This window comes from Phenylobacterium sp., assembly GCF_044372605.1.
Classification (GTDB): domain Bacteria; phylum Pseudomonadota; class Alphaproteobacteria; order Caulobacterales; family Caulobacteraceae; genus Phenylobacterium.
Genome location: NZ_JBILRO010000090.1, coordinates 1 through 11,650, shown reverse-complemented (window position 1 = coordinate 11,650; position 11,650 = coordinate 1). Strand labels below are relative to the sequence as shown.

13 protein-coding genes are annotated in these 11,650 nt (G+C 66.1%); 11 read left to right on the top strand and 2 right to left on the bottom strand.

The genetic code is table 11. The features are described from left to right. On the top strand, window positions 1-523 hold a 523-nt coding region (locus ACIQ42_RS09300), incomplete at its 5' end, for a hypothetical protein (RefSeq protein WP_397421921.1). Here the strand turns inward: ACIQ42_RS09300 and ACIQ42_RS09295 are convergent. After that, window positions 481-1,008, bottom strand: coding sequence for a GNAT family N-acetyltransferase (locus ACIQ42_RS09295; protein WP_397421920.1), 528 nt, complete (start codon window positions 1,006-1,008; stop codon window positions 481-483). The two genes, ACIQ42_RS09300 and ACIQ42_RS09295, sit on opposite strands and share 43 nt — an antisense overlap. A gap of 190 nt (window positions 1,009-1,198) precedes the next feature. Here ACIQ42_RS09295 and ACIQ42_RS09290 point away from each other — a divergent pair, with 190 nt between their 5' ends. The 10 genes from ACIQ42_RS09290 to ACIQ42_RS09245 all read left to right on the top strand — a co-directional run bounded on the left by ACIQ42_RS09290 (window position 1,199) and on the right by ACIQ42_RS09245 (window position 11,570). Then, a complete protein-coding gene (locus ACIQ42_RS09290; RefSeq protein WP_397421919.1) occupies window positions 1,199-1,987 on the top strand; it encodes an SDR family NAD(P)-dependent oxidoreductase in 789 nt (262 codons plus the stop codon). 129 nt (window positions 1,988-2,116) lie between these two features. Beyond that, window positions 2,117-2,617 (top strand): AAA family ATPase, encoded by a 501-nt coding sequence (locus ACIQ42_RS09285; RefSeq protein WP_397421918.1) that lies wholly within the window; start codon window positions 2,117-2,119, stop codon window positions 2,615-2,617. Between the two features lie 383 nt (window positions 2,618-3,000). Then, window positions 3,001-3,474 (top strand): transcription elongation factor GreA, encoded by a 474-nt coding sequence (gene greA / locus ACIQ42_RS09280; RefSeq protein WP_397421917.1) that lies wholly within the window; start codon window positions 3,001-3,003, stop codon window positions 3,472-3,474. Window positions 3,475-3,505: 31 nt separating this feature from the next. After that, on the top strand, window positions 3,506-4,456 hold the full coding sequence (locus ACIQ42_RS09275) for a mitochondrial fission ELM1 family protein (protein WP_397421916.1): 951 nt from the start codon (window positions 3,506-3,508) through the stop codon (window positions 4,454-4,456). Window positions 4,457-4,587: 131 nt separating this feature from the next. After that, window positions 4,588-7,116: a beta strand repeat-containing protein gene (locus ACIQ42_RS09270; protein ID WP_397421915.1), complete on the top strand. Its 2,529-nt coding sequence runs from the start codon at window positions 4,588-4,590 to the stop codon at window positions 7,114-7,116. An 83-nt stretch (window positions 7,117-7,199) separates the two neighbouring features. After that, window positions 7,200-7,919 (top strand): cytidylyltransferase domain-containing protein, encoded by a 720-nt coding sequence (locus tag ACIQ42_RS09265; protein ID WP_397421914.1) that lies wholly within the window; start codon window positions 7,200-7,202, stop codon window positions 7,917-7,919. Continuing rightward, complete coding sequence (gene pseG / locus ACIQ42_RS09260; protein WP_397421913.1) at window positions 7,916-8,932, top strand: UDP-2,4-diacetamido-2,4,6-trideoxy-beta-L-altropyranose hydrolase; 1,017 nt, start codon at window positions 7,916-7,918, stop codon at window positions 8,930-8,932. Before ACIQ42_RS09265 ends, pseG begins: the two co-directional genes overlap by 4 nt. 51 nt (window positions 8,933-8,983) lie before the next feature. Next, window positions 8,984-9,628 (top strand): class I SAM-dependent methyltransferase, encoded by a 645-nt coding sequence (locus tag ACIQ42_RS09255; RefSeq protein WP_397421912.1) that lies wholly within the window; start codon window positions 8,984-8,986, stop codon window positions 9,626-9,628. Then, a complete protein-coding gene (locus ACIQ42_RS09250; RefSeq protein WP_397421911.1) occupies window positions 9,625-10,872 on the top strand; it encodes an NAD(P)-binding protein in 1,248 nt (415 codons plus the stop codon). The genes ACIQ42_RS09255 and ACIQ42_RS09250 overlap by 4 nt, the downstream gene beginning before the upstream one ends. Next, window positions 10,869-11,570, top strand: a complete 702-nt coding sequence (locus ACIQ42_RS09245) for a WbqC family protein (RefSeq protein WP_397421910.1) — start codon at window positions 10,869-10,871, stop codon at window positions 11,568-11,570. The genes ACIQ42_RS09250 and ACIQ42_RS09245 overlap by 4 nt, the downstream gene beginning before the upstream one ends. 3 nt (window positions 11,571-11,573) lie before the next feature. On the opposite strand, the gene ACIQ42_RS09240 is transcribed toward ACIQ42_RS09245, so the two are convergent. Then, window positions 11,574-11,642: an SAF domain-containing protein gene (locus tag ACIQ42_RS09240; RefSeq protein WP_397421922.1), complete on the bottom strand. Its 69-nt coding sequence runs from the start codon at window positions 11,640-11,642 to the stop codon at window positions 11,574-11,576. Window positions 11,643-11,650: the final 8 nt, after the last annotated feature.

Genomic DNA, 11,650 nt, shown 5'->3' with positions numbered 1-11,650 from the left:
GCGGTTCAGCCCCACCCGCGTGCTGGAGGCCCAGGTCAATGAGGGGCGCGACGAGGTCTATGGCGTCCTTCGCGCCGATGTCTCCATCGGGGACCTCCGTTTCAGTCATCAAGGGCCGGCCAAGTTCCATGAACAACGCCAGGAAGCCGCCCGCTTCGAGGCACCGTTCTCCTATGGCTGGCTTGCCGGGCAAGGTATCGCCTCAACGCAGTTGCTGGGCCTGAGGGGCGCCAGTGGTGGCTGGCAGCTGAATGGCGGCGAGGACGCCATCACAGACATGACCATCGGACGCCCGGCCTCGGACCGCGCTGCGAACTGGCGCCTGAAATCCGGTCGCGATCTTCCCGGACGACTGACGGCCCTTTGCCGCTATGAGATCCCGGTCTACGATCACCGTTGGCAGGGCAGTTTTGTGCGTGGCGCGGTCGACGGCCGACCGGTTGTGGGCGTGCTGAATGATTGGGTTGTCGAGCCGGACATCTATGCCGCTGCGATGGAGCGCGCCAGAATCAGGTCGTCGTAGACATTGGCGCCGACGGTGAACTTGCGCACGCCAGCCTTCGAGAAACCCTGGCGGTCATAGAAAGCGATGGCGGCAGAGTTGTCGCCGTAGACCCCCAGCAACAGCCGGCTTGCCCCGGCGCTAGCCGCAGCCTCGATCGCCGTCGTCATCAGACCAGCGCCGACACCGCCGCCGTGGTGCCTGGCCAACAGATATATCCGCTTCAGTTCCAGATCGGACGGCCCGGTCGGAATCGGCAGATCCGGTGGGCAGAGCACGGCATAGCCAACAGCGACGCCAGTCTCGGCCACGCATGCGACCCACAGGCGGTAGTCCGCATCAGCCAGCCATTGGGCATAGAGTTCAGCGCAATGCTGATGGCGGCAATGGCTGAGGATATCAGCGGCCGGCAGCACCTCGGCATAGGTCTCGAGAAAGGTGGCCTGGCCCACCAGCGCCAGGGCCTCGGCATCGCCGGGCGTACAGGGTCGGATCGTCAAACTCATTTCGGGCCACCCGAGCATTTTCCGCCGAAGTGGACACCGGTTCGGCGCAGAAAATACGAAAAACCTAGAGAGTCGAGCCTCGTCATCCCGATCAGATTGAATCAATCTGATCGAGCGAGGCTCTAGCACACTGGCCGCAGGTTTGGTGCTGGGCTACGAACCTCCTGAAGAACAATCAGGGAGAACGCAGATGTCAGGTCGGGTTGAGGGCAAGGTTGCGCTGGTGACGGGCGGGGCCAGCGGCATCGGGCGCGGCTGCGCTGAAAAGCTCGCGGCTGAAGGCGCCGTGGTCGTGGTGACCGATATCCAGGATCACCTGGGCGCAGAGGTGGTGGCCGGTATCAAGGCTGCGGGCGGCAAGGCCGAATACCTGCACCACAACGTCACTGACGAAGCGGAATGGGTCAGTGTCATCGCCGCGATCAAGGCCGGGCATGGCCGCCTTGATTTTCTGGTCAATAACGCCGGGATCGGCATCGGCGGGTCCGTGCTGGAAATGGCGCTGGCCGACTGGCAGCGGCAGATCGCCATCAATCTGGATGGCGTGTTCCTGGGCGTGAAACACTCGATCCCGCTGATGCGCGCATCCGGCGAGGGCGGCAGCATTGTCAACATGTCGTCGGTAGCCGGCCTCAAGGGATCGGCCAACATGGCGGGCTATTGCGCCACCAAGGGCGGCGTGCGCCTCTTCACCAAGTCGGTGGCGATGGAATGCGCCAATGCCCGCGACGGCATCCGCGTCAACTCCGTACATCCCGGGATCATCGAGACGCCGATCTGGATCACCGTCGGCGCGGCGACCAACCCGGGCGCCAACGCGCCGCCGGATCTGGATGCGCTGTCCGCCATGGCCGTGCCGATGGGCGTGAAGGGCTATCCCGAGGACATCGCCAACGGTGTGCTGTGGTTGTGTTCCTCCGAGAGCCGCTATGTCACCGGGCAGGAACTGGTGATCGACGGCGGCCTGACCGTTCGCTGAAGGTCCGGGTCCGACGCGATCAGATCCTGGTCGGCGTTTGACACAGGGCGGGCGCTCTGGCGGGTTGCGGATCTATCCAGTCCCAAGCAACCGTCGACGACGCGCCGGTCTGCCGTTAGATCGGACCCCATGACCGCGACCCTGCACGTGATTTTCGGCCCCTCCGGCGCCGGCAAGACCACCTACGCCCACGCCTTCGCCCGCCGGGAAGGCGCGGTGGCCTTCATCCTCGACGACTGGATGGCCCGGCTGTTCGGTCCCGACATGCCCGATCCGATCGAGTACGACTGGATGATCGAGCGCGTTCAGCGCTGTGAGGGACAGATCTGGTCGGTGGTGGCCGGGTGTCTGGCGGCGGGAACGTCGGTGATCCTCGACATCGGCCTGATGCGCCGCGCGGATCGTGATCGCGTGCGCGGGATCGCGGGCGCCACCGACCTGCCCCTCCAGTTCCACTTTGTCAGCGCCAGCGCCGAGGTCCGGCGCGCAAGGGTGGCCGATCGTAATGTGGTGCGGGGCGAAAACTTCGCCATCGAGGTGACGCCCGAACTCTTCGACTTCATCGAGGGCGTCTACGAGCCGCCGGGTCCCGGCGAACTGGACGGCGCGATCATCAGCGAGAGTGCGTGACGGTTCAGGCGCGCGAGAACACACCTGCCGGCCAGGTCGCGGCAGCGAAGGCTGGTGGGCCTCGCGGCAGGTCTACATGACGTAAATGCAGTTCGGCGACCGGATCGAGCACCGGTTGGGCATGATGGTCTACTGTCCTTCGCCAGTAGTTGGGGGCGCAAGACGACTACCTCAACCTGGACGCCCGGACCTTGTTTGGCGGCCTGCCGCCGCCATCTATAGGCTGGTCCGGGCAGCGAAAGGCTTCCTGCCGCGCGCGCGTGGCGCTTGAATTCTATAACCACTTGATTTTTGCGCCGCAAAATTCTAGCTTTTCTGCCCCCGGCCTGCTTTCGCCAGCAGCTGGACTTGGGGATCACACCTAGGGCGAACTTCGAGTCACGATGGAAAAAGTTCCGATGACCGCCGAGGGCTACACGGCCCTCGACGATGAATTGAAGCGTTTGAAGACGATCGAGCGACCGGCGGTGATCGGTGCGATCGCCGAAGCGCGCCTGCACGGCGATCTTTCCGAGAATGCGGAGTATCACGCCGCCAAGGATCGCCAGGGCTGGATCGAGGGTCAGATCGCCGAGATCGAGGACAAGATGGCGCGCGCGCAGGTCATCGACGTGTCCAAACTCTCCGGCAGCCAGATCAAGTTCGGCGCGACCGTCTCCGTCATCGACGAGGATACCGAGGAGGCCGCCCGCTATCAGATCGTGGGCGAGCACGAGGCCGATGTGAAGCGCGGTCGCGTGTCGATCACCTCACCGATCGCGCGCGCGATCATCGGTAAGGAAAGCGGCGACGTGGTCGAGGTGAACACCCCCGGCGGCGTCAAGGCCTACGAGATCACCAAGGTGGAGTGGGTCTGACCCACCTGCCATGGCGCAGACGGCGCGCCCCTTGAGGATCTGGGCTGTCTCTGACGGCCGCGCCGGTATCGAGGCCCAGGCGCTGGGACTGGCCGAAGCGGTTGCCCGGCTCCGCCCGGCGCATATCGCGGTCAAGCGTATCGGCTGGAAAGCCGGTCTGGGCCGCATGCCCTGGCGGATGATTCCCCCGGGCGCGCGCACAGGCGACATGATCGGCGAGCCCTACCCCCACATCTGGATCGCCGCTGGCCGCGCCACCCTGCCGCTCTCAACCCGGATGCTGGCCTGGTCCGGCGGGCAGACCTTCGTGGTCCAGACGCAGGACCCGCGCGCCCCGCTGGATCGCTTCGACCTGGTTATCCCGCCGACGCATGACGGTCTGACCGGCCCCAATGTATTTCCGATCCTGGGTGCGCCCAACCGGATCAGTCGCGAACGGCTGGATCTTGAGCGGGCGAAGTTCCAGGCGCGATGGGCCGCGCTGCCCTCGCCGCGCGTCGCCGTGATCATCGGCGGTCGGTCCCGGGCCCACGACCTGCCGAAGCAACACGGGATAAACATGGCGCGGCAGATCACCGCCGCGGTTGAAGCGGCGGGCGGATCGCTCCTGGTCAGCTTTACACGTCGAACGCCGCCTGCGACGCAGGCCGCCATGCGGGAGTTTTTTGTGAGCCTCCCCGGCGAGATCTGGGACGGAACAGGCGACAATCCCTACTTCGCCATGCTCGCCAGCGCGGATGCGATCCTGGTCACAGAGGACTCCACCAATCTGGCCACCGACGCGGCGGCGACGGGCAAACCCCTGTTCACACTCGGGATGGTCGGCCGGAGCCCGAAACTGCAGGCGTTTCACGCCGACCTCGGCGCGAGAGGGATCGCCCGGCCGTTCGCCGGCGAATTCACCGCCAAACCCTATGACCCGGTGGCCGAGACCGACCGCGCCGCCGCAGAACTGTTGCGCCGTTACGACGGATCGCGTTGAAGGGGCCCGGAATTACGCCGGGAGTGAATGGTTTCTTGCCCGGGTGGCACGGCTTGGTAACCTTAGCTAAGGATTTGCCGTTACGCTCCCGCCATAGGGACACAACCTGATTCGTACATGGGAGTCGCGCAGTGGCGATTTACTTCTTTGAAGAGATAACGGCCGCGCAGGCGCTGTCGTATACGCCGAGCGACGTGCTGGTGTTCACGACCCCGGGGCTCACCGCCTCGCAGGTGTCGGTCACCTTCGTGCCGTTCACGGCCACTACGCCCGACTTCATCACGCTGACGGCTCCGGGCAAGATCGTCACTTTCACCGATCCGGGCGGCTATCGCGGCGAGATCGACTCGGCATTCTCCGACGGGTCGCTGCTTTATGCCGGCACCACGGGCAACGACAACATCACCGGCACAAGCGGTCGCGATGGACTCTACGGCGGTACGGGCAACGATACGCTTCAGGGCGCCGGCGGCGCCGATGTACTGCAGGGCAATCAGGGCGATGACTCGCTCAACGGCGGCGCCGGCGACGATGTGATCTACGGCGGTCGCGACAATGACACCATCGACCTTGGTGGTGCGTCCAGTCCGGCGGTCATCCAGTTCGCCCAGGGCAACCTCGGCGACGACTCGATCACCGGCAGCACCAGCGCCGATCTGCTTCTCGGCGGTCAGGGCAACGACTCCATCAGCGGAAACGGTGGTGCGGACTTCATGCTCGGCAACCTCGGCGACGACACAGTCACCGGCGCGGGCAGCGACGACACCATCGGTGGCCAGGATGGCGCCGACAGCCTGACCGGCGGCGGCGGGCAGGACAACGTTGATGGCGGCGAAGGCGCTGACACCATCGTCACGACGACCGGCAACGACACCATCACCGGCGGCGGCGGCAACGATACGGTGAACGCTGGCGGCGGGTCCAACAGCATCACCCTGGGCGCGGGCGCTGACGTCCTCGTGTCCGGCGCAGGCACCGACACCATCGACGCAGGTAGCGAAAACGACTCCATCACGGCGGGCGACGGCGCGAACGTGATCGAAGGCGGCACGGGCAATGACACCGTCAGCAGCGGCGCCGGCGACGACATCATTTCGCTGAGCGACGGCAACGACACCCTGGTGGATACGGGCGGCGCCAACACCATCACCTCGAGTACAGGTCTGGACAATGTCACGACCGGCGCCGGAAATGACAACGTCAGCCTCGGCGACGGCGAAGACACCCTCACCGACTCCGGCGGCACAAATGTGATCGACGGCGGCAACGGGGCCAATGTGATCTCGGCGGCAGGCGGCGGCTCGATCAACACGGGCACGGGCGCTGACACGATCAGTGGCCTGACCGCTTCGACAGCGATCACATCAGGCAGCGGCGCCGACAACGTCTCCAGCGGCGCCGGAAGCGACACCATCACCAGCGGCGACGGCGACGACACCGTCAGCGCGGGCGACGGCAACAACGTGATCAGTGGCGGCGTTGGTGCCGACAACCTGAGCTCCGCCGCCGGCAACGACACCATCGACGGCGGCGACGGCGCCAATGTCATCAACGGCGGCGACGGCAACAACAGCGTCACCTCCGGTATCGGCGACGACACCATCACCACCACGGCGGGCAACGACACCATCGCCACCGGCAGCGGCGCAGACAGTGTCAACAGCGGCGCCGGCCTCGACATCATCGGTACGGGCGCGGGCGCAGACTACATCGTCTATACCGGCCGCGGCGCGGTCACGGCGGGTGATGACAACGACACGGTCGACGGTTCGGCCAGCACCGTGGACTCCATCGTCGACGGCGGTGGCGGCAATGACTCGATCTCGTCCGGTACAGGCGCTGATTCGATCCTTGGCGGCGCCGGCGACGACACGGTCACCGATGCAGGCGGCGCCAATTCCATCGGTGTTGGCGAAGGCGCCAATGTGGTCACCGGAGGGACCGGCACCGATACGATTTCCAGCGGCGCAGGCAATGACACGATCACAGCAGGTGACGGGGCCGATTCGATCACGGACACGGGCGGCGCCAACCAGCTGAGCGGTGGAGCCGGGAATGACACGATCCAGGCCTCGACCGGCAACGACAGCATCAGCGGCGGCGACGGAAACAACCTGATCACCGACGCGGGTGGCAACAATACCATCACCACCGGCGCCGGGTCCGATACCGTCACCGGCAGCGCCGGCAATGACACCATCGACGGCGGCGATGCGGCTGACGCGCTCAACGGCGGCGGCGGCAATGACACCATCACAGGCGGTAACGGAACCGACACCATCACAGGTGGCAGCGGCGTGGACAGTCTGGCCGGCGGCGCCGGCGCGGACACCTTCAACTTCGCCAGCACCGAAACCGGGATCACCCTGGCAACGGCCGACACGATCACCGACTACGCCGTCGTCGATTTCTTCGACTTCGCCCAGGTCGCAGGATCGGCTGCCAACTATTTCGAAGGCGCGGCCGGCGGCACCAATGACTTCGCCGCCGCCCTGGCGGCTGCCGATATCGCGCTGAACGGCACCCGCCTCTATGCCGCCATCAGCTACGGGGCTGACGTCGGCCTCTTCGTCGACCTCAACGGCGACGGCACGTCGGACCAGGTCATCATCCTGGTCGGTGGCGCGCTCGCGAACATCAGCGAAACCAACATCATCTAGGCCTACGCTGAAATTGAGACTGGCAGGGCCGTCCTTCGGGGCGGCCCTTTGCTTTTGGGGCGCATCGGGCCATTCAGGGGGTGATGATCCTCGCCGTCCTCCAGGCCCGCATGAGCTCGACCCGACTGCCGGGCAAGGTGCTCAAACCTCTACTCGGACAGCCCATGGTGCTGCGTCAGATCGAGCGGTTGCAGCGCGCGGAGCAGATCGACCGGCTGGTGGTGGCGACCAGCACCGAAGCCTCGGATGACCAGCTGGCCACGGTGCTGACCGGCGCGGGCGTTCCAGTGTTCCGCGGCGCCCTCAACGATGTGCTCGCCAGGTTCATCGGCGCCCTCGACGCCCATCCCGCCGATCACGTGGTGCGCCTGACCGCAGACTGCCCGCTGATCGACCCGCACGTGGTGGATGCGGCCATCGCCCTGCACCTGGCAGAGGCCGTCGACTACACCTCGAACACAGCGCAGACCTTCGCCTTTCCCAAGGGTCTGGACGTCGAGGTGGTGAGCGCCGCCGCGCTGCGCCACGCCGCCGCCGCCGCCACCATGGCCGAGGAGCGCGAACACGTGACCTGGGGTTTCTGGACCCAACCAGATCAGTGGAAGATCGCCTGGCTGCACAGCCCGGGCTCAGACGATGGCGACATCCGCTGGACAGTCGACACACCGGACGACCTGGCCTTTGTCACGGAGGTCTACGAAGCGCTGTATCCAGCCGCGCCGGCCTTTACATCGCAAGACATCCGCGACTTGATCGCCGCTCGCCCTGATCTCGCCCATCTGGGGGGCCATAGACGTATATGAGCAGTCCCCGCATCCTGTTTGTCGTGGACGCCGGCCCGCTGGTCGGCGGGGGTCACGTTATGCGCGCGCTGACCCTGGCGCAGGCCCTGCAAGCGCAGGGCGCGACATGCAGTTTCTCCGGCCCGCCGGCCATGACTTCAATACTCGACGCCTATGCCCCCGATATGGCCCGGATCGACGCGGCCGATCTGGCCCAGGACAGCACATCGGCCAGCTTCGACGCCCTGGTGTTCGACCACTATGGACTGGGGGAAGGCGATCATCGGGCGCTGGCGCGGGGGCGCCCGGTGCTGGTGGTGGACGATCTGGCTGATCGGGCCCTGGGCGCGGATGTCGTGGTTGACGCCGGGCCTGCGCGCCGGGCCACGGACTATCTTGGCCTGACGCCCGACGATGCGCGCTTGCTGCTGGGTCCCGGGTTTGCCGCCGTCAGACCGGAGTTCGCGGCGCTTCGGGAGCCGGCGCTGGCCTGGCGCGGAGAGCCGGTCCAGCGGATTCTGATCGCCATGGGCCTGACTGACGTGGACGGGATCACAGCCCGTGTGGTGGAGCGGGTTCGACCACGGCTGAACGATACCGGCATTGATATCGTCCTCGGCGCCGAGACGCCCAGCTATTCCGGGTTGCTCAAGATCGCACGCCGCGACCCGCGAATCCTGCTGCATGTGGACACCCCGCACATGGCGCGACTGACGGCGGAGGCTGACATAGGCATCGGCGCGCCGGGATCGTCCACCTGGGAGCGCTGTGTTCTGGGCTTGCCGTCCGTGCTGGTGGTGCTCGCGGAAAACCAGCGACCCGCGGCCCGCGCGATGGCCGAACTGGGGGCCGCCCTGGTGGTGGACGTGGCGGATGCCGACTTCGAGACCGCCTTTGATCGCGCCCTCATGAAGCTGTTGCGCGACGCCGAAGCCCGCCGGGAAATGGCCGCCCGCAGCGCCGGGGTCTGTGACGGCCTGGGCGCCGGTCGCACGGCGGAGATCTTTCTGAAGCTGATCGCGGCGCGAGGCTGATCGGCGACAGCCTTAACAAAGTGTTTGTATCCCGGGGTCCATGCAGGACCCATGCGTGAGCTCCGCCAGATTCGCGGCCTGAAGTATCCGGACGAGTTTGTCGTGCGGCACTTCTTCAAGCGCGGCCTGTCCGACCGCCCGGGACGGGTGCTGGAACTAGGCTGCGGAACGGGCAACAACCTGTCGCTTTACCTGACGTGGGGCTGGGACTGCGTTGGCGCAGACTATGATCAGGACGCGTTGACGGACGCACGCTTCAACCTGGGCAGCGGCCCGGACCTAATCCAGGCCGATCTCTCGCAAGGCGCGCCGGAAATCACCGGAACGTTCGACGCCGTGATTATCCCCAACCTGCTCTGCTACCTGACATCCGCACAGGCCGACGCCGCCCTGATCGGCCTGAGGGCCCATCTCACACCCGGATGCGAGCTATTCGTCCGGACACGCGCGATCGACGACTACCGCTATGGCCGTGGCGTTGAAGAGGAGCCGGATGGCTACCGGCTGGCCACGCCCGAGACCGGGGAAGCCGGTCTTTTCAACCTGTTCTATAGCCCCGCCGGCCTGGTCGAACGCCTGACCCGCACCTTGTCGCTGGAAGAGCCGACCGTCCTGACCTGCCGCTTCGACAACGTTCAGGCCGGACGCCCAGTGCCCAACAACAGCGATGTCATTGTCTGGGGACGCTGCGGATGAGCCGGGTCAAGATCGTCGGCGGCGGCCTGACCGGCATCCTGGCGGCGTTCGAAGCCCATCGGCTGGGCGTACGTGATATCCAACTCTACGAACGCTTCGACCAACTGGGCGGGGTCGCCCTGCCGGAAACCCGGCTCGGCCTGGAAATGCGTGAGGGCTGCATCTACTTCGGGCCGAAGGATGATCCGATCCGCACCCTGCTGGAAGCCTATGGCCCGACATTCGAGGATTTCGACAACCGCTTCGGATCGGTGAGTCCCGACGGCGCGGGTGGCGTCACCTATGTCGATGATTTTGGCGGCCCGGCCCTGCCCTGTCACGGCATTGGCCTGACACCGCCCGCAGGTCCCAGCCTGGCCGACCGGCTGAACGCCTATCCATCGGACCTGCGCGATGGGCTCACCCGCTATGCGAGGTGGCATCTGGGGCATGACCTGAAGACTGTGCACGGCGACGCCGCAATCCCGATGGCGATCAACAGGGTGTTTCCGCGCGGGTCGAACCTTGCCGATCTGGCCGAGATCAAGCGCCACGACGCGCTGGCCGATGAGCTTTACGCCATCCCGCGCGCCCTCTGGGGCCGTACGGCGAACCTGACGGCCAGTCTGCCGAAGGGCGGCTTCACCGGGTTGCTGCGGCGCTGCCGGCTGGCGCTGGAGGCCATCGGCGTAACCCTCCATGATCAGACCCTGGTGTCACCGCGCCAGGCGCTCACCGAGCATGCGTCCGGCGAAGTGCTGGTCTGGGCCGCCAACCCCACGCCGATGTTCAAGGCTGCCGGCGTCGCCACGCCAAAACTGCTGCCAAAGAGTTTCTCAACTCACGTTTTCGCTGCCGCGTGGACCGGCGCCAGGCCCTTCTACGTGCAGAACTTCACGGCAGAGGGCGCCTGCTTCCGGATCTACATCTATGAGAGCGCTGGTCAGACCCTCCTGACCGCCGAGTGCGTCCGAGAGAGTCCGCTCACGGAACTTCGCCAGGAGATCCACCACCTGCTCCGGGGCTTCGAGGGCGAACTGGTGCTGGGTGACGTCCTCTCCACCAGCATCAAGCCGCGCTGGGTCTATCATTCGCTGGAAGCCCTGCAGGGCCTGGCGCAACTCCGGCTGGCGCTGGCCGACCGGATGGGCGACGCCTTCGTCGCGGGAGCCTGGGAGCCCTACGCCAAGGGACAGAAATTCGCCGAGGTCAACGCCGGGTTGGCCAGAGCCCTGGGCGTCGAGGCGCAGGCCGCCGCCGCATGACCCGGACAGCTGCGATCATGCAGCCGACCTACCTGCCCTACCTCGGCTACTTCCACCTGATCGCGGCGGCGGACGTTTTCGTCTTTCTTGACGATGTGCAGTTCGCCCGGCGCTCCTGGCAGCAGCGCAATCGCATCTGGAGCGCGGCCGGCGAGGTGATGCTGAGCGTGCCCGTGCAGAAGGCCGATCGCGAGGCCAGCCTGTCGGTCATCGAGACGGCCGAGACCGAGCGCTGGCGTGAAAAGCACCTGAATTCGATCCGCCACACCTACGCCAGGCGGCCGCATTTCGCCGAGGGCATGGCGTTTCTGGAGGCGCATCTGCAGGCGCCGATCACCCGACTGGCGGATCTGAATGTCGAGATCATCCAGGCCGCCGCTCACCGTCTGGGGCTGGCGACGGCATTCGTGCGGGCCTCCACACTTGCCGCGCCGGGAGAGCGATCCGAGCACCTGCTGGCGATCTGCCGCGCGGTGAACGCCACAGAATACCTCTCGCCGATGGGGTCCCGCGACTACATGGTCGAGGACGGCGTCTTCGCCGGAGCCGATTTTCCGGTGCGCTTCCAGGGGTTTGTGGAGATCGCCTATCCACAGGGCCATGAGCCCTTCACGCCCTACATGGCCTTCATCGACGCGGTGATGAACCTCGGCTGGGGCGGGACGCGGGACCTGATCGACCGGATGGCCTCGGCCTAGGCTCTAGGCCAGCATATCCCAGACCAGCGGTTCACCCCGGACCAGATCGCGGGCCGCCTTGCGCCCCATCACCTCGTCGA